The sequence below is a fragment of the Sphingobacterium sp. 2149 genome (assembly GCF_031455655.1).
Taxonomy (GTDB): Bacteria; Bacteroidota; Bacteroidia; order Sphingobacteriales; family Sphingobacteriaceae; genus Sphingobacterium.
Genome location: NZ_JAVDTD010000006.1, coordinates 151290 through 171411, shown reverse-complemented (window position 1 = coordinate 171411; position 20122 = coordinate 151290). Strand labels below are relative to the sequence as shown.

12 protein-coding genes and 1 pseudogene are annotated in these 20122 nt (G+C 40.7%); 9 read left to right on the top strand and 4 right to left on the bottom strand.

The features are described from left to right. Nucleotides 1-49: 49 nt before the first annotated feature. Both J2X77_RS10545 and J2X77_RS10540 read left to right on the top strand, forming a co-directional pair. The gene (locus J2X77_RS10545; RefSeq protein WP_209577955.1) at nt 50-1579 is read left to right on the top strand and encodes a DUF2931 family protein; all 1530 of its coding nucleotides are present in this window, start codon (nt 50-52) and stop codon (nt 1577-1579) included. Between the two features lie 507 nt (nt 1580-2086). Continuing rightward, nucleotides 2087-2764: an ATP-binding cassette domain-containing protein gene (locus J2X77_RS10540; protein WP_209577956.1), complete on the top strand. Its 678-nt coding sequence runs from the start codon at nt 2087-2089 to the stop codon at nt 2762-2764. Between the two features lie 61 nt (nt 2765-2825). On the opposite strand, the gene J2X77_RS10535 is transcribed toward J2X77_RS10540, so the two are convergent. Further along, entirely contained in the window at nt 2826-3509 is a 684-nt protein-coding gene (locus J2X77_RS10535; protein WP_209577957.1) for a YceI family protein, read from the bottom strand. A gap of 251 nt (nt 3510-3760) precedes the next feature. On the opposite strand from J2X77_RS10535, the gene J2X77_RS10530 reads away from it, so the two are divergent. After that, complete coding sequence (locus tag J2X77_RS10530) at nt 3761-4198, top strand: helix-turn-helix domain-containing protein (RefSeq protein WP_293884784.1); 438 nt, start codon at nt 3761-3763, stop codon at nt 4196-4198. Nucleotides 4199-4271: 73 nt separating this feature from the next. Here J2X77_RS10530 and J2X77_RS10525 read toward each other — a convergent pair whose 3' ends face one another. The 3 genes from J2X77_RS10525 to J2X77_RS10515 form a co-directional block, all read right to left on the bottom strand. Continuing rightward, the gene (locus J2X77_RS10525; protein ID WP_209577958.1) at nt 4272-4661 is read right to left on the bottom strand and encodes a response regulator; all 390 of its coding nucleotides are present in this window, start codon (nt 4659-4661) and stop codon (nt 4272-4274) included. 174 nt (nt 4662-4835) lie between these two features. Beyond that, complete coding sequence (locus tag J2X77_RS10520) at nt 4836-6374, bottom strand: glycosyltransferase family 39 protein (RefSeq protein WP_209577959.1); 1539 nt, start codon at nt 6372-6374, stop codon at nt 4836-4838. A gap of 84 nt (nt 6375-6458) precedes the next feature. After that, complete coding sequence (locus J2X77_RS10515; protein WP_209577960.1) at nt 6459-10523, bottom strand: response regulator; 4065 nt, start codon at nt 10521-10523, stop codon at nt 6459-6461. A 376-nt stretch (nt 10524-10899) separates the two neighbouring features. Between J2X77_RS10515 and J2X77_RS10510 the strand changes: the two genes are divergently transcribed. From J2X77_RS10510 to J2X77_RS10485, 6 genes and pseudogenes are all read left to right on the top strand, one after another. Next, nucleotides 10900-12015: a glycoside hydrolase family 88 protein gene (locus J2X77_RS10510; protein ID WP_209577961.1), complete on the top strand. Its 1116-nt coding sequence runs from the start codon at nt 10900-10902 to the stop codon at nt 12013-12015. Between the two features lie 7 nt (nt 12016-12022). After that, a complete protein-coding gene (locus J2X77_RS10505; RefSeq protein WP_293938847.1) occupies nt 12023-13270 on the top strand; it encodes a DUF2264 domain-containing protein in 1248 nt (415 codons plus the stop codon). Between the two features lie 86 nt (nt 13271-13356). Further along, the gene (locus J2X77_RS10500) at nt 13357-14622 is read left to right on the top strand and encodes a BNR repeat-containing protein (RefSeq protein ID WP_310080676.1); all 1266 of its coding nucleotides are present in this window, start codon (nt 13357-13359) and stop codon (nt 14620-14622) included. Between the two features lie 14 nt (nt 14623-14636). Beyond that, nucleotides 14637-16643 (top strand): DUF2264 domain-containing protein, encoded by a 2007-nt coding sequence (locus J2X77_RS10495; protein ID WP_209577964.1) that lies wholly within the window; start codon nt 14637-14639, stop codon nt 16641-16643. A gap of 461 nt (nt 16644-17104) precedes the next feature. After that, nucleotides 17105-17617 carry a carboxypeptidase-like regulatory domain-containing protein gene (locus tag J2X77_RS10490; RefSeq protein ID WP_310080672.1) on the top strand — a complete coding sequence of 171 codons (513 nt, stop codon included), beginning with the start codon at nt 17105-17107 and terminating at the stop codon, nt 17615-17617. 12 nt (nt 17618-17629) lie between these two features. Beyond that, nucleotides 17630-20113 (top strand): annotated as a pseudogene (locus tag J2X77_RS10485) (SusC/RagA family TonB-linked outer membrane protein); the annotation flags it as partial. Nucleotides 20114-20122 lie beyond the last annotated feature (9 nt).

The window sequence follows — 20122 nt, the reverse complement described above, 5'->3', positions numbered from 1 at the left end:
GTTGTATCTTAATAGAGGACGACAGCTTTTTGGATTAAAACAAAATATAATGATTGTAAGAGTTACAGTTTCTGCTTTTTTGGTTGCTATTTTTAGTCTCATCGCGACCCTACTTGTACATGAAGCAGATTTAAATATGATTTATGCGGCTTTCTGCTGTTCGCCGTATTTTATTATTCTCGCGTTGGTTTATTTTCATTTCGATGTTTTTAGGAAGAAATTTAGTAGGGTAGTGAAGCAAAAAATCGTTTTTGAATTTGGTTACGGATTTCTATTTTATTGCTTTTTTTCTTTCTTGCTTCCAGTATTACTTTATTTATTTACGTTAGATAATGCGTACGAACATCGTTATTATGCGGATTTAGTTGGGGTAATTAAGGAAATGCTGCCTTGGATGTTAACAATCAGTGCATTCCTCTCCTTATCGAGCGGCGTGATGATAATCTGGGCAGTAACATCCTGGAAATATGTGGTGTTCACGCTATTCGGACTTCTGGTTTCACTCCCGGTTATATTTGCATTATCAACGACTATAAGCGCATTTAATGAACGACGGGAGGCACGTCTCAGGCAGGAAGATCATGTTAAGAACGGACGCTATACATGGTCCTGCTCGATGAGTAACCCAACAGCTTATCCGGTTCAGTTATATAATGGACGTTTTATCTTTCCAAAAGATGAGGATTACGAATTTACGTTTAGTGAGGGCAATATTGTGAACTATGATGGCGTGTGGGGACAAGCAGGAGGCGGTTCGTATGAACAAATGATGTCATTACCTAAAGCATTGGATGTGACTTGGTATTCATTCGTTGAAGATGCTTTTTATCGGATGGAGGGTGCGATTGATTACAATAAATTACGGACACTTTTCAGCACGTCATTTCAAGAAAAAGGAGCGAACAAAACTGTCGACGAACATTATAATAAGATTATTTTGGGTTTTGCTCCGGGGGGCGTACTGGTGATATGGGTGACGGGCACAGGACGTCGTCAAATTGAAATCGGCCGATATCAAGCTAAGAAAGTAGTGATCAAAGCTACGGATCAATACAAAGGAAATGGGACGTATGGAAATATCTTTAATAAGGAATGGCGAGAAACGGTATTGTCCGACACTTCAATTATTCCTTCGGAGATTCAGCAAGCAATTGCAAATAAACCTATTCCGTATGGTTATTGGGATAAATTGCGTATGCGCTATCAGTTGCAGCCAAAATTTATTTTTTCTTCCGACATTAAAGCTTTCGATGCAGATTTTGAGTTTTTTAATGCAGAGCGTTTTGTCTTTGATGAGAGCGGCCGGTATATGGATATGGAGGCTCGAGGCCTTCCGAAGGACATTTACATCAAATGGTATGATCAGCATAATAACCGCTGCGCCGCCCGGTTTATTTTTGATGAAGATGAAACTTTTAAAAACTTTGCTTCATTTTTCAGTGATAAAAGGGGGGATAGCGCCGAACTGGCGATCAGTGTCGATACAAAGACTAAAATAGCAACAGCGACATTGAGTAATCATAGCGCGAAAAAGATGCTTTTAAAAACCGAGGTAATCGAGTATGGAGCCCATTTTTAGCACGTTAAGCTACCTCAGCAGTATCTTTACGGCATCCCATAAATCTCAACAGATTAGGTTTTCGCCTAAGTACTTTTTACAATGAGTGCTGGAGTTAAGGAATGTTAAAACTGATATACAATCTTTTTATTTCGCTATATTCATGACAGCGTTTACATGTTATCGATAACGATAACGCCAATTTAAATCTCTTTTCCAATCCTTATTGAGTCATAAGCAAATGGTACGATTGAGTTTAAAATTTTTTAGATTCATAATTCTTTTTAATCTATGGGTGACCGTCTGTATTCTTTGGCAGTCGCAACGTTTTATGTTGAGATCCATTGATACAGCGTCGTTCTTCATGTTCATATTCTGGTTGAAGGTTTTCGGTACTATTCTATCTGTTGCCGTCGAATATCTCTTTCACCTTTCTAAAAAGAAAATATTTCTTAAAAACCTCCACCTTTCGCCGAGTCGGATGCTAATAAGGCTTACTGGAATAGATTTGTTGTTATTTATAATACTATGTCTGATATTGAAATGCTTTATGATCGCAATTTATACCTAGATAGTCTATCGTTTAGCCGTGGTGGAAGAAAGATCATTTCAAATATTTTTTTGACTTTTGGACCGAACGAGGTGATTGGAATATTGGGAAAAAATGGAAGCGGAAAGTCTACGCTGATGAATATCATATTTGGAGAGACCAAACCTGATTTTGCATTTATGCGTTGCCAAGGTGTAAAATTTGAAAAGGGATACCAAACGAAGGAGATTGTATATCTGTCCCAAGAAGGCTTTTTACCTCGAGAATTGCGGCTTTCTGAAGCAATTCGTTTTTTTGAAATAGATGATTCTCATTTACTGGAACTTTCATTTATTCATGAAAATTTAAATAGGTATCTGGGTAACCTCTCGTTAGGAATGATCCGCTTTATTGAAACCTTAATACTATTGCATACCAAACATTCTTTTGTTTTACTTGATGAACCCTTTGTCGGACTTAGTCCTATTTTTATTGAGGTGATTAGCGCGCACATTGAACGTGTCAGACATCGCAAAGGAATATTGATAGCTGATCACTATTTTAGGCAAGTAATGGATGTAAGCGATCGCTTATATCTTCTAAAGGATTCCCATTTGATCCATGTCTCGAATCAGGAGGATCTCGTATTTGAAGGGTATATAAAACAAATAGATTAATCAGGTAAGTTGTACTTGATTAATCTATTTGATGCCATGAATGACTTATTGCTATAAAAAATTATTTAGCATTTTTTGCGGTAACATTAAGCTCGATGTCAACGTTTTGTGCAATCATCCAATCTTGTGGGTTACCTTCTGTACCGTAAGTAAGTCCCCAATCTTGTCTTTGGATCGTAAATTTAGAGTAGAATGTTACCTCGTCACCATTGAAGGTAATTTTTGCAGGGAACGTTACATTTACCGTTTTATCTTTGATCGTCAAATTACCACTAACTGTATTTGTTGCGTCAGCAACAACACTTTTTCCTTGTGCCGCATCGAATGGACCGACTTTGGTGATTTCAAATTTCGCAGTTGGATATTTGGCTACGTCAAAGAAATCAGCACTTTTTAAATGCGCATCCAAATCTGATGATTTTTTACCACCTGAAGTTGTAGGATCCACCGAAGCAGAATCGGTAAGAATAGAATTCACATCGATGGTGAAAGTACCACCGGTGACAGCATTATTTTCGACGGATAGCGTACCCTCGCTTTTCAGAACACCATATCTTGGATTTAAACCACCTTTGTGGTATCCAGTCCATTTTAACGAACTTTTATCTGCTTCAACAGTGTAAGTTTGTCCTTTTTGTTCAGTTACTTCCTGTGCAGTTGTTGTTGTTGCTTTATCACCATTTGTGTTTTGACAAGAAGCTAACAAGAGGATAAGGGCTAAACCCGAAATTAATTGCTTTTTCATTTTTTTATCGTTTTATTGTTATATGTTATATACGATTTAAACTTTGACAGCATCAACGCTGCCAATCTGAGCTTTTGATGCTGCTGGTACAAAGGTAGAATATAGATAGTTTATTTTTGGTATTAGTTTCCTTAAGGAAACTACTTTCCAAAAAGATAGTGCCTTATCACTTTATAAATCTGTATTTTTGTTGGAAATTTAGGTCAACGAAACGGAGACGCTCTAGTCAACTGATCTAAGAATGATCGTCTATGGAATTAAAAATACCACTGGCGGCCGGCAATAGAAGAATAAAAAATAGCGAAATGAAAAAGGAAGCAACTTTAACGTCGTCGGGTGTATGTAAAACGCGCATGTTAGCCATCAATGATAGCATGGAAATTTTGGCAGGAAAATGGAAATTCCATATCATCGGTACTTTATTGTTAGTGGAGAAATTACGTTTTATGGAACTATTGCGCGAAGTTGATGGGATTGGAGCCAAAATGTTATCTAAGGAACTTCAGGATCTGGAAATGAATCAATTGATCAGAAGAACGGTGCTTAACACTAAGCCTTTGACTGTTGAATACGAATTGACTGAATGTGGTAAAACTTTGGGACCCATCATCGACGAAATTGCCAAATGGGGGATTACCTACCGCAGCAAGCTGCACACAAAACAGGAGGATGTTGTGTCTGAAATTTAGTGCTTGAAATCAAAACCGCGATAGAAATGTGCTTTTTTAAAGAAAACTGCTGTCGGATAGCGCATACTAAAGTCTACAGGCATGTTCTAAGCGGGGAAGGGTTTTCAAGCAGTTCAGCTATGCGATTTTCTAGGTCTTCTAGATCGAAAGGCTTGGCAAGGTAGCTATCGGCTCCAGCCCGCTTTGCAAGCGTTTCAATATCGGTATTTGCAGATAGATAAATCACCGGGATATCTCGATATAAAGGATGATTTTTGAGTAGCCGGGTGGCTTCAACACCGCCTATTTTTGGAATCCAATTGTCCATCAGAATTAAATCTGGACGTACTTCCTCCACTTTTTCAATGATGTCATGAGAGGTTTGTGAAACGGCTATATTATAACCATTTGTTTCAAGAATTATTGTACATATCTCAAGGACATGCTTATCATCGTCCAACATCAGTATAGTTTTGCTTCCCATGGTATCGCTTAAAAAAGTGGTGCTAAATTAAATAAAAAGCGTTAGGGAAAGCATAGGGTAAAATACCGATTCGAATAAGTAGAAATCCGCTTTTTTTGGCATAAGTTGACGGTAAAGTTACGCATGAGTTTAAACTGCCAAATCGTGCAGTTTACAGGCCGTCTTGCCCGTCATTTATAAAGGAAGATTTTTTTTTCTTTTTTCTGATGCTATTTCATTTGATACGCGTTTATTGATATTAATTTTAGCGTTAATAAAAGAGAAGACCGTTGTTCCATGTTCACGCGCATAGCTGTTTGTGACGGAGTCTGCTACCATGGATTTTTTAAAGAAAGGGCCCGTTGTTTCCAACTCTATCCCGCGCTCCCAATAGTTCTTGACACGGATCAAATTGGTGTATTTTTTACTCAGATCAAACCAATTGATATAATCTGCATTGAACGAAACAGCTTTAATTCCCAGTTTCGAGTAGTAATTTATAGCACCAGCCTGCCCATAATTGTCGCAAAGAACAAGTGTATTTTCTGGATCAGGCATCTGGCGATAAATACTGTCTACTTTGTGGGCAAGTTCCTTCCAACCTAACATATCGGCAAAGTCTTGCGGAAGAGCGTGTTCTTTGCCATCTTCCCAGGTTAACATGCCGTAGTTCCTATACTTCTCGGGATGGTCAACAATGTAAGCTGGATTCCGATTGGGAAATGCTATGTTATAGACGGGGAGAAATAAAACGACCGTTAGAGCGATCAAGACTGGCTTTAGAATTTTACCTGTTTTGTTTTCCAAAAGTGATGAAATATAAACTGCACCAAAAGCAAAATAGACTGGATAAATGCCTATCGCATAATAATCCTTCGCTCTGAGAAATAAGAAAATACCAATGGTAACAAAAAACGACCAGAAGAACAGGCGATAAGGTTTAAATATTGGATATTTTACAAGAGCATATAAAGCGAAAATTAAAACGGGAAAAGTACCGAAGAAAAACAGAAATTGAGAACGTAAAAAGCTCCAGCGATTCACATTGACAAGCTGCGTGGCCTGAAGCTCTTTAAAATGAGCGAATACCGGGAAATTATTTTGATATTGCCATATTAAATTCGGTAAGATAATCACTATAGCGAGGAGTAGGCTACCATATAATTTTCGTTCCATAAAAACTTTCCGTTCGGGTACGAGCGCAAGAGCAGGAATTAAGCCTAAGATCAGAAATACGATGTTATATTTATTCAAAAAACCGAAGGCGAATACGATGGCAATATAAAACAGCCATTTAGGTTGCCGGTTGTTCAAGTACTGTATGATGAGGTAGTATATGGCGGTCCAGCACAAAACATCCAAAGAATTTGGCTGGTACAAACCATTCAGGCGGAAGAGTACGGAAAACATGATGCAGCAGCTGCCAAATAGGAGCGCAAAGAGATTTCCTTTCAGTGCCGCTATTGTTTTCCAAACAACTAGCACTGTTAAGGCTCCGTACAATGCTGGAAAGAATTTGATCAAGAATTCTGAATTCCCGGCTATTTTAATGAGGTATGAGGTCCAGGAGGTCAGTGGGGGTACAGAGAGGTAACCCCAGGCTAAATGGTTTGCCTGATCAAGATGTAAAAATTCGTCACGCTGTAATTCGTATACCGGACTAATCAAGTGATATTGAATGACGAATTTTAAAAGGATAAGGCTAATTAGGATAATTCGATGTTTTAGTGCCATCTAAAATTTGATTATGGTTATCTTTTGCTAAATTACGATTAAATGCTATTCACATCGAGGTGTTTCATTGTTAACTGATAGCATTTATGTGGGAGTAAGTATATTTGCTGCTGCGTTTTTTTGAAATTCACTTGGAGTTAGCCCAAAAGCTGCTTTAAAGCAGGTGGCAAAATAACGGGGATCGGAGAAGCCTGTTTCAAAGGCGACTTCACTAACAGCAATGGATCTGTCTTTTTCCATGATCTGACACGCATGTTTTAGCCGTATATTTTTAATAAATTCACTGGGAGATACATTCAGCAGAACTTTGGTCTTTCGATATAGCGTTGATTTGGATAGGCCCAATATATCTCCCAGCTTGATCACGTCAAATTGATCGTCGGCAAGATGTTCTTCGACAACTTGAATCATCTTCTGAACAAATTTTTCATCTAAAGGTGTATGATCGAGTGTCGAAATATTAATCTGCGTGTTATGCTGAAAAACGAGTTGACGACAACGTTTATTAATAATAAAACTTTGGATTTTGGCTTCCAGAACCTTAATCTCAAAAGGCTTGCTAATGTAACCGTCTGCACCAGCTTGATAGCATTCTATACGATCTTCAATACTATTTTTGGCAGTCAGTAGTAAAATAGGGATATGATTGAACTCTGCATTGGATTTGATCGTCTTGCATAACTGGAGTCCATCGAGTTCAGGCATCATAATATCGCTCACAATGATATCTATTTCAGTATGTTCGAGTACTTCCAGACCTTTTAGTCCATTGTGAGCAATATGTACCTGATAATTTTGAGCTAAAATTCGCGCCATAGTCGAACGAAGTTCTTCATTGTCTTCCACCAATAGGAGGTTGAGCTTGGATTGTGTTGCATTTTTGGGTGTACTATCATCAACGGTATTCGATTCCATAATGGTAGCCTTAATTTCTTCAACAAAAGGTTGTTCCATGACAGCGATCCCTTGGTTATGGTAATACAATTTATCTACCGGAACCGTGATTTGGAAGTTACTTCCGATATGGCGTTGGCTTTCTACATGAATTTTGCCATGATGCGCCTCTATCAGCTGTTTGGTCACGGATAGTCCTATACCATTACTTTCAAGATGTTTTGTGGATGTATTGGTGTAGAAAGCTGTGAAAATTTTCTCCATGTCTTCGGGATAAATTCCTATACCAGTATCGCGAACATAGATGAATAGTCTGTTGCAGCCCATGCTTTCCTCTACATGATAGGAGAGTGTAATCTTTCCACCTTGCTCCGTATATTTAAATGCATTGGATAAGAGATTGAACAAAATTTTGTCAATTTTGTCAACGTCATAGAAAAGGATTTCAGGACAGTCTCCATGCTGAATTTCAAAGTCGATTTTTTTCTTTTTGGCAATGGGGCCAAAATGCATGTCACCCAATTGGGTAACAAAAGAAGGGAAATTAGACGCGCTGATTTGCAGTTTCATGCTGTTATTTTCCATTCTTCGGAAGTCTAGGATTTGTTGGAGGAGCCGTTTTAGACGACTGAGGTTAAGACGCATTTTATCGAATTGCTCCAAATTATTCTTTGTAGTCATCTGCACATCGTCAACTAAACAAGAGATAATTGTAAGAGGCGTCAGCAGGTCATGTGAAATATTGGTAAAATAACTGAGCTTGGACTGCGCAAGTTCTTTCGTCTTTTCCTTTTCGATCTGCGCTATCTTTAAATCACCGCTCAATTTAAGACGTTTGACAGAATAGCTAATAAAAAAGAAAGCAATGCCGATAAACGCACAGGCGTATAGAAAATACGCTAAATTACTCTCATAGAAGGCAGGCTTTTTTATGATTTCAATTTGAGTAGAAGCTGTATTCCACTTATTGTACAAATCGGTTGACTTGACTAAAAACCTGTACTTTCCTTTACTTAAATTGTTGTATGTCGCAAAAATACGATCTCGCGGAGCGTAGATCCATTCTTTATCTACCCCTTCTAATTTATAAGCGTAACGTATTTTTCCTTTCTGGTTAAAAGGTAGGGCAGAAAACGATATTTCGATATTTTGGTCTTGGGGATTCAGTGTTAAACTAGCAATATCATCGCTAAATAGCTCCTTTTCGGATTCCAAAACAATGGATCTATTGTTTATTTTTATATCTGAAATAAGGACTTTTTCGTTAAAATCCGGTAAGATGCTGTTATCATCCAGTTGAACAATTCCATTGTACCCGCCAAAGTAAATGGTATTGGAGCTCCTGTCTACAGCAAAAGCCCGTTTTGAGAACATGTTGACTTGGAGGCTGTCAGCTGTAGAAAATTCACTTATATGCTTGTTCGCCTGGTTGATCTTGTATAAATTTCGTGTCGTAGACAGCCAGGTGTAGCGATCGAGACAGACAACATCGAGCAGTTGGTTTTTCTCAAATAATGTACTGTTGGCGATTTCTGATACTTTTTGGCCTGCGAGTTGATAATTCAGTAACCTATTATCTTTGGTGCCAATCCACAGATTACCGCCCCGATCAGCATCCATCGTTTCAATCTGATCCGTTCGTAATCCTGGCGTCTCCTTTCCAATGTGTCTGATTATGGACTGTAAATTGCGGTTATCGATACAATAGATTCCGTTTTCTTTGGTTGCGATCCAGATAAGGTTTCCCTTCCCTTGGGCAATCGCTACGGGCTGATCCTTTATCTTAGCAATCATCGTGATAGGTTCCGATTCCGATTTTTTTATGAGGAGGCCCTGCGTCGTTGCAATCCAGAGTCGTTTTTGCGAATCCGTAAAGAAAAATGAAGGTTTACCTTGATGTCTGATCTGTTGAACTAAATCGATCTTCCGTAAGAATTTGATCGTATTGTTTTTCTTCTGAAAAACATTGATCGAAGCTTCATAGGCAGAGCCGACCCACAGTTCCTGTCCAAAATCTGTGGCACAGGTAACAGCACGGATCGAAATTAGATCCCTGAAATTGGAATTGCTGTATGTATTGAGTTGATTTGTTTTCGGAGATAGGCTACCAAATCCAAAACGTTCCAGATTGAACCAAAAGATTCCGGTTTGATCGCGATAGAGCATATTTAGATTTGGGGAAATACTATATAATGCCTTAATCTGTTTGAAACTATAGTTTTTAACGATTGGTTTGTCAAAGCTAAACATGAACACCCCTTTACCACCTACAGCGAGCCATAATGTGCCGTGTTTATCTTGGTAGATATCATTAAAAATATTTGTCGTGTTGTTGAAGTGGCTCGAAAGATCAATTTCTTGTAATTGACCATTTCGATATTGAAGTGTCGATATGCCCGAGAAAGACAACACCCAAATATAATGGCGGCTTCTATCCTGAAGAATGTTGTAGAAAAGATCCTCTTTACCGCCATGTCGGCGCTTATTTTTTATTTCAATTTCTCTGTAGGGATTAGTCGCCTGCAGCGGATCGAATAAATAAATTCCATCTCCCCAAGTACATAACCATAGTTGTCCATGGTCGTCTTCCATGAGTTTGAACGGATTGTTGCGTTGGCCTAGTCTAGGATAAGACTTTAATTTGTTGGTACCCTGACTTAACATAAATAAGCCGTCTCCCCAGACACCCAGCCAAATCCGAGCCTGGCTATCCTGAAAGATCGTATTAACGGTTTTGCCTCGCATGCTATTATTTAGAATCGATGCACTTTGGGCGTTCGTCAAAGGCTTCAATGCGCTATCATAGATATAAATACCATCATCTGTGCCAATCCAAAGCCGTTTTGAACCGTCAACCAACAGGGTATTGACGCGAACGTTGGCTACCCGTGGATCATTCAGTGGGACAACCTTATAATTGCGCTTATCTAATACATAAACACCTTTTTCTCCCCCTAAAATTAGTTTGTTTTCGAATTCTATAAGCGTGCGGATCGCTTGTTGACTGGTGGCTTTTCCGGCGGCATCCTTCAATTTAAAATTTAGGATATTATAAGCATCATAACGACTTAAACCCTGTGTGGAGGCATACCAGATGTATCCTTCGCGATCCTGTATCGTCTGATTGATCGTGAGGGAGGGAAGCTCATAATTTTTTGTTACGGGATCAAGCCCCATCTGTTGGCTATAAACAACAGTAGTCAAGGATAGATATAGATGCAAAAATGCAATAATCTGTCGAATACGTGCGCTCATCTTGATAATCTTTTAATCCACCTCTTTCAACATCCAGTTTAGTTAGCATTCTTATCCATCAATAGCTGCTGTGCTTCATTGACAGAAGCGGGCGGCAGTATGTCCTTTCGCTCCTAGATAGCTGTGTCACTGGACGAAAGCGGGAATCCAACTGAAAATTTTTAGGTTTATACGGATTAAAGATACAAATGTTTTTTAAATAAGTGTATATTGTACGTTTATTGAATCTGAAGCTACTCTACGCGATTTTTAGACCTTCTAGACGCAAAATGATCCCATTTTAGGTCATGATTAGTCTTTATTCAAACATCTACAAAATCGATTTGTGGTAGCTTTGTTTATCCCGGTTGGGGATCAAATTTATAAATCTCAAGACATGCGTATCAACTTTATTTTATGCCTATTACTTATAGGACATTTTTCTTTTGGACAGAAACTAAAAAAAGAAGTTGTCCTTTCTCAACTCAAAAGTGCAAACGATTATTGGCAATCTCATCACAAGCCACAAGTTTGGGCATTTTGGGATCAGGCAGCTTACCATACTGGAAATATGGAATTCTATAAGATTTCCAATTCAAAAAGTGATCTGAAATATTCTGAGGACTGGGCCAAATTCAATGATTGGAAAGGTGCGAAATCAACCAACAAACAAGAGTGGAAATATAGTTATGGTGAAACGGATGATTATGTTCTTTTTGGAGATTGGCAGATTTGTTTCCAGACCTATATTGATCTTTATAATTTGTCGCCAAGTCCCGAAAAGATAGCGCGTGCTAAAGAAGTTATGCACTATCAGATTCATACACCCAATACAGATTATTGGTGGTGGGCTGATGGTTTGTATATGGTCATGCCGGTGATGACCAAGATGTATAAATTGACGCAAGATCCACGCTATCTTGATAAAATGTATACCTATTTGCGCTACGCAGATAGTATTATGTTCGATCAGGATGAGCATTTATATTATCGCGATGCCAAATATGTCTATCCCAAACACCAGAGCCTCCACGGCAAGAAAGATTTTTGGGCGCGGGGTGATGGTTGGGTGTTTGCAGCCTTGGCAAAGGTTCTGCAAGATTTACCCAAAGCGGATAAGCATTACCATTATTACCATGAAAGGTTCAAAAAAATGGCACATGCAATCGTGAGCTGCCAGCAAGAGGAAGGGTTTTGGACGCGAAGTATGCTGGATCCTGAACATGCTCCTGGGCGGGAGACAAGCGGTACGGCTTTTTTTACCTATGGTTTACTTTGGGGACTCAACCAGGGAATACTCATTGATCCGAAGTTTTCTAAAGCGGCGCTTAAGGGATGGAACTACCTCAGTGAAATTTCGCTGCAAGCTGACGGAAGAATTGGATATGTACAGCCTATCGGTGAGAAAGCTATTCCCGGACAGGTTGTGGATGCTAATTCTACTGCTCCATTTGGTGTCGGTGCATTCTTATTGGCCGGAACAGAGATGTACCGTTATCTGAATAAAAAATAAGTGATGTATGAAGATGATAAATCAAGTTGTATTTTTCTTCCTTTTGCTGTGGGCAGGTCAATCTGTTCAGGGGCAAACTGTAAAAAAAACGTCTACTGTGCCTGATGAGGCAAGTAGAACGTTCTGGCTCCAAGAAATGGATCGCATGCTGCGGCCCGTATTAAGGAGTTTAGCACATGACAGTCTTCGATTAAATATGCCTCAGATGACATCCACGCAGGTGGATAACAGAGCGCATCGGATTAAAGTGCAGTACGTTGAGGTTTTGGGAAGGGTATTGTCCGGTATTGGTCCGTGGCTTTCATTGGATGGAGGGTCCAAAGCAGAAAGAAAGCTCCGCGATCAATACAGAGCATGGACTGTTCAGGGACTAAAAAATGCGTTGGATAGTAATGCGCGAGATTTTATGCGTTTTGATCTGGGCGGACAACAGCTTGTAGATGCATCTTTCATTGCTTTAGGTTTTATCCGGAGTCCATGGCTGTGGGATCACATTGATGAGCAAACTAGAAAAAATTTGATTGCATCGATCAAGATAACGCGTCAATTTCGGCCTGCCTATTCGAATTGGCTGCTATTTTCGGCGATGAACGAAGCTTTTTTAGCTCAATATTCTACCGATTGGGATGTAATGCGTGTGGACTATGCCCTGCAGCAATTAGAGCAATGGTATGTCGGAGATGGTATGTATATGGATGGTCCGCATTATGCTTTTGATTACTACAATAGTTATGTCATTCATCCTTTTTTGGCCGGCATCATGGACATCATTCAATTGAAGACCAAACATTACGATAGCATGTTTGCTAAAATCAGCCTTCGTAATGAGCGATATGCCATCATCCAAGAGCGCTTAATCAATGCAGATGGTAGTTTTCCACCAACAGGAAGATCCGTAATTTATCGTGCTGCAGCCTTTCATCACTTAGCCGACATGGCATTCAAGAAACGACTTCCTCAAGAACTAACCAACGGGCAGGTGCGGGGTGCGCTGTCTGCTGTGTTGAAAAAGACAACAGAAAATCCAAGTACCTACCAAAATGGCTGGTTGACATTGGGCCTGTATGGTAGCCAGCCTGGCCTGGCAGATTCGTATAATAATCAGGGTAGCCCTTATCTCTGTTCGGTTATTTTCTTGCCTTTAGGCTTGTCTGATGAAGATCCTTTCTGGACAAGTGAAGTTGAGGACTGGAGTGCCAAGCGAATTTGGTCGGGTCAGGATTGGAGTAAGGACTATAGTAAAGCTATTCACTAAGATAGTGGCTGTTAATGAAAAGATATCGGATTCAAATATGTAGAATAGGAATGATGTGCGCTTCATTCCTCTTGATTCTTTGTGCAGTGCAAGGACAAGAAATTAAGGAAACAATAGCCGGAAACGGATGGGCTAAGAATACGGTCAACACCGCTGTATTTCGGAAAAATTCCCTAACCAGCAACGGCAAATATCAATATATAGCCTATTACGATGGGCAGGGATATGTTGTATTAGGGCGACGCCTACTATCCGGTAAACTTTGGCAGCTGCGTCGCTCAGGTTATACCGGCAATGCCAAAGATGCGCATAATGTGATCAGCATCATGGTGGATCAGGAAGGATATCTGCACGTGTGCTGGGATCAGCATAATAGTCGATTGCGCTATGCGCGATCTATCCATCCGAATAGTCTTGTACTCGGTGATGAGCAGATTATGGTCGGTCAAAATGAAAGCCGGGTGACTTATCCCGAATTCTTAAAACTGCCCAATGGTGAGCTGTTATTTTTATATCGGGATGGTGGATCCGGGAATGGCAACCTTGTGGTGAATACGTACGATAGTAAACAGCAGCAATGGAAACGTATCCATAGCAATTTGATTGATGGGGAGGGAAAGAGAAATGCTTATTGGCAAAGTTATGTCGATAACCACGGAACGATACACCTCTCTTGGGTTTGGCGTGAAAGTCCAAATGTAGCGAGCAATCATGATATGGCTTATGCTTGTTCAAAGGATGGCGGATTGACATGGGAGCGAAGCGACGGAATAAGATATGACCTGCCCATGAAAGCATCTACAGCAGAGTATGCTGCCCGGATTCCGGAACGGCACGAATTAATCAATCAAACATCAATCGCTGCTGACGATAGCGGGAATCCTTTCATTGCTACTTACTGGCGTGCTCCAGCATCTGACATTCCGCAATATAAAGTTATTTATTTACAGGATGGTCAATGGAAGGTTCGATCTTTTGATTTTAGAAAAACCCCATTTAGCTTAAGTGGTGGTGGTACAAAGGAGATTCCTATTGCAAGACCACAGCTATTGGTTCGGGGTAAGGATAAGAAGATTGCATTAACATTGATCTTTCGTGATCAGGAAAGGGGCAGCCGGCCTTCGATTTTGACGTTACAGGGTATGCAGCAAGAATCGCCGAGGATTACTGATCTTTGTCAAGAATCTGTAGGAGCGTGGGAACCAACTTACGATACTGAGTTGTGGCGAAAGAAACGGAAAATTGCGCTATTCGTACAGGCTACGGTACAAAAAGATGGGGAGGGGTTAGCAGAAACGGATCCGACAGCAGTAAAAGTGCTGGAATGGCGCGACAAAGGGAGAAGAAAATGATAACATTAAGCAACATGAAAATAAAACAGGGCCTACTTAGACTGCTGGTGTTTAGCTGCGTTTTTCTTGGATTCGCAGCAACTGCTCTGAGCCAGAATAGTTCAGTTTTCGAACTGAAAAATCCAGATTTTAAAAAAAGTCCTTACACTGGACTAACACGCCAACATTGGATGGATGCTGCATCCTATCTGTTGGAAGGGGCATTTTCTGTCGTTAGCGACTTAAATAGCCCGATGTTATTTCCCAAGCAGCCTGGACGTAGCTACCCTAGAGATGGCGTGCACAATGAAACAGAACGATTAGAGGGGCTTTGCCGTACGCTTTTCATCGCTGTGCCGCTTTTAAAGAAAAATGCCGACTACGAGATCCGTGGTATTCGCGTAGCAGATTATTATAGGCATCAACTGGAACTGCTATTACATAAGGGCTCCGAAAGCTATATTGCCCCACTTCCAGAAAAAGGCGGGCCGAGTCAAAAGCTGGTCGAATTTGGAGGTTTGGCTGTGGCGCTAATGGCAGCGCCTGAAGTGCTTTGGGATCCGTTGCCACAACATACTAAAAATGAACTCGCACAAACCATGCTGAGTTATGGTAATGGACCAACGATACAGATGAATTGGCGATTTTTCAATATTATGATTTTAAGCTTTTTTAAAAGTAGAGGTTACCCTGTTCGGGAGGATTACCTGAAGGATTTATTGGAAAAATGTCTTCAAGATTATAGGGGCGATGGCTGGTATAATGACAGTCCTTACTACGATTACTACAGTATGTGGGCTTTTCAGCTGTATGGATCGCTTTGGGCCGCTAATTATGGTGCGACGATGTACCCTGAACTTGCTGCAAAATTCAAATCGAATTTGCATGATGTGGTGAAAAGTTATCCCTATTTATTTAGCCGTAATGGTGAAATGATTATGTGGGGCCGTAGTATTTCGTATCGTATGGGGGCCGCAGTACCCTTTCCATTATTGGGGTTATTGGATGATCCTTCCATCAATTATGGTTGGATGCGGAGAATTGCTTCGGGTACTTTGTTGCAATTTTTAGAGCATCCGGATTTTCTTTCGGATGGTATTCCCAACCTGGGCTTTTATGGCGCTTTTGATCCTGCGGTACAGGAGTATAGTTGCCGGGGAAGTGCATATTGGCTGGGGAAATTCTTTTTAGGTCTTTTGGTTCCGGAAAATAGCAGTTTTTGGACTGCTTCAGAAAATCAGGGTGCCTGGAATCGTCAGATTCCAAATGCGAAGGTGCTGAATACCTATATAGAGGGGGCACAAATGTTGATCACTGATTATGATAGCATCGGTGCCTCCGAAATCCGATCTTGGAATACCAGTAGGGACATCGGCTATTATCAAGGGACGGAAAATTACAATAAGCTTTCCTATAATAGTGCTTTTCCTTGGCAGGCCGATGGGAAGAACGGGGAAATTTCAATGAATTATACTTTTCAGACCCAACCTGCCCAGTGGGAATCACTTCGGATGTATCAATTTAGCGGGTACGAGGAGGGAGTTTATCGCCGTACGGCGACCTTGGCTTCGGATACGAGTATACATCTATTCTTGGCAGAACGGACAATAGCAAATGGAATTTTGAGATGTGATCAATTACTTTCCGAAAAGCCTTTGGCCTTGCGGCTGGGGCATTATGCCCTCCCAAAATGGAAGGATCATCCTATCCATTCAGAAAAAATGGAGTATAACGGCAATGAGGCGATGATTTTAGATAATGGGCAATACCAATTGGCTATGGTAAGGCTCATGGGTTGGGAGGGGATGGAAAGCTTAAGTTGTCAAGGACTTCATCCTGTAGCGCAAGAGAGTGCTGTATTGAATTGTTTTGTAGGTGGAGAAAAGCCGCTAGGACAATGGTATGTCACCTTACAGCTGTGGAAGAAATCGGGAGAAAAATGGACAAATGAAGAGCTTTTTCCACAAGTGAAAGCAACGGATAAGAAAGTGGAAATTCGCTGGCGTAACGGAGAGAACTACATCTTTCCTACGCGCATTTAACAAACAGTAGCTATAAAGTGTACAAGGGTTGCCAAAAAAATGGCAACCTTTTTTTATGCTCTAAGAAGGCTACTCTTATCGCCTGTGTTTCCGATAGCCGTGGCTTTTTAAGCTTGGGTGATTAGGCTATCGCATCGTAATTGAATTGGTTTATTGTTGTTGAATATCGATTTTTCAGCATTTTGAAGCGAATTTCAACTCAATTGAACTAAAATCAAACACCAAAATCTCGCTTCAGAGCTACTTTTGTCTTGGGTCCAAAACAATGTTGGACGAATTATTCACTTGTTTCTTTCAAAAGTTAGCGCACTATTTTTCGCAGGAAACAAGGACACCAATTATAAACGACAGGCTATGAATTCAACTTGAGAAGAGTATCCATTGGACATTCTGGCATTGCTGGGTTGATTCCAGAAGCACGTAGAATATGAAAAACTAACCAAATCATTTATTAATAAATTATGTTAAAACATTATTATAACCGATATTCAAAAAAGGGCATTTTATTGAACAGCCTTTTTCTGATAGCCATGTCCAGTTACGGGCAGAGTGCAAATGTGAAAGGGGTTATTAAAGATACCTCGGGAAAGGGAATTGCAGGTGTTACCATTCGTGTAAAAGGCGGTGCGGAAACTGTGCAAACTAATGGGCAGGGGAATTTCTCAATTCAGGCATCTCCAGGTAGCACCTTGATCATCACATCCGTTGGCTTTAAAGAGAAGCAAATCACGATAGGGCAGCAGGCCAATCTGGACGTTGCACTGGTACCTGCAGAAAATGTGCTGGAAGAGCTTGTGGTGGTGGGCTATGGTAGTCAGAAACGATCGGATATAACCGGTTCGGTCGCTTCAGTTCCTAAAGACCGTCTATCAAAGATTCCTGTGAACAATGTCATGCAGGCCATTCAGGGTGCAGTGTCTAATGTGACGGTATCCCAGGCATCATCCATTCCTGGTGATGCGCCCTCGGTGTAGGTAAGAGGAAGAAATTCGCTTAGTGCAACAACGGAGCCCTTTATTGTTGTGGATGGAATTCCATTGACAAAAACAGATGGCTCTATTAATGACATCAATCCCAATGATATTGAATCTGTCGAAATCCTGAAAGATCCTTCCGCTGTGGCTATTTATGGTGTAAATGGTTCGAACGGTGTGATATTGATTACCACAAAGAGAGGAACAACCGGTAAACCGTCCATTCGTTATAGTGGCTATGGTGGGGTAGAGCATGTAGCGCATATCCTCGAACCTGTTTCTGGCGAGGAACTGTTAAAGCGTTATGCGGAATATGCCCGTATCACCAACACGAGTTTGTACAATGGCGGTCCGGTGCGCAATCAATACGAATATGACAATTATAAAAATGGCGTAACGACGGATTGGCTGGATGCGGTGATGCAGACTGGCGTCATACAAAACCACAACGTCAGTTTATCGGGCGGTAGTGAAAATGCCAAATATTTTGTGTCGGGCGATTATTTAAATGAAAAAGGAGTTTTGTTGGGTTACAATTACAAACGTTACTCTTTTCGGACAAATACCGATTTTAAGGCCACCAAATACCTTTCGGTGGGTACATCCTCCTTTATCGTTGCGCACAATAGAGATGGCGGCCGGGCTAATTTGTTGCAAGCTGCGGCAATGAGTCCGTACGCCAGAATGTATAATGAGGATGGCTCTTTAACACAATACCCGATGTACTCCGAGCAACTGTGGTCCAATCCTTTGTTGCCAACAACCTTAGATCCGCAGCGCCGTCAATTCAACATTAGCCTGAATGGCTATGCCGATTTAAATTTTGGTGAATTGTACACGCCATTAGCAGGGTTGAAATATAAGTTGAATGCAGGGTATTCCTTTGTGCCGGTTAGAAACAATGAATACGAAGGTGAGTCGGTGTATAATTTTGCTGGTCTTGGACGTATAACCAATAATGAAACACAGACTTATACCTTAGAAAATATATTGACCTATACCAAGAACTTTGGTAAGCACCATATTGACTTCACTGGACTATATGCGGCAAAAAGCAAATATTGGCAACAGGCAATTGCAACAGGCGAGGTATTTCCCAATGATGCACTTGGTTGGGGAAATCTGGGTGCGGCGTCAACACAGAAGGTTTCTTCGATTGCAGATTTATACCGTACAATTTCGCAAATGGGTCGTTTAAATTATGCGTACGATAGTCGTTATATGCTGACCTTGACCGTTCGCCGGGATGGCGCATCCGTTTTTGGCAGAAACAACAAGTATGGTGCTTTCCCATCGGCAGCAGTAGCGTGGAATTTGCATAACGAATCCTTTATGCAAAATGCCAAACAGATTGTCAGTAATTTAAAATGGCGTATTTCTTATGGTCTTTCTGGAAATGAAGCGATCCCTGTTTATCGCACCCAATTTTTAATGGATTCAAGTCCAATGGCAATGAATGGCTTGTCAAATACGGCCTTAACGATCCGAACCTTGATGGGGAATTATGATCTGCAATGGGAAAAAACAAAGGGGTTCAATACAGGTGTTGACTTTGGATTATTCAATAATCGGGTCTCAGGTAGTATTGATATGTACAAATCCAGTACCTATGATCTACTTCTTGAACAACGTCTACCCAAGCTAACTGGTTTTGCTTCAGTATATTCGAATATTGGTAAAATTGAGAATAAAGGCATCGACCTGACATTAAACACTAAAAATATCGTAAAAGATCAATTTAACTGGTCGAGTACATTGGTTTTTTCCCGTAATAAAAATAAGATCACAGAAGTATATGGCAACGGGAAAGACGACTTGGGCAATAGGTGGTTTATTGGACAGCCCATAGGAGTCATCTATGATTATACGAAAGTGGGGATCTGGCAGGCGGATGAGATTGCATCTGGAGCGAACAAGGGATGGGATGATGCTGCGCAAGCGGGCGACCTTAAATTGGCAGATCTAAATGCCGATGGAAAGATTGATGACGGTGATCGATCTGTTCTTGGGCAGACAGCACCGAAATGGACTGCAGGTTTAACCAATACGTTCACTTATAAAGCATTCACCTTAAATGTTTTTATCAATACTGTACAAGGAGCATTGCGTAATAATCCGCAAATTGGCGCCGCCTCGGACGAGATGGGACGTCGAAGCACGCCTGCGGCCCTTGGATATTGGACGCCGGAAAACAAAAGTAATGAATGGCGTTCGCTGGGGAATCACTCCAATGTTCATGGATATGGCTTCCCTTCTAATGCCAGTTTCACCCGTTTGAAAGATGTAACCTTAAGTTATACAATGCCACAACCACTTGTCGAAAAAATTGGTGTTCAGGGGCTGACAGTATATGCGAGCGGTCGAAATCTGTATACCTGGACCAATTGGCTGGGCTGGGATCCGGAGGCTCGCGATATTACAAGGGGATCCACGAATGATGCAATTAACTATCCAATGGTGAGGACGTATGTTTTAGGCATTAACCTTAGTTTTTAATGCTTAGAC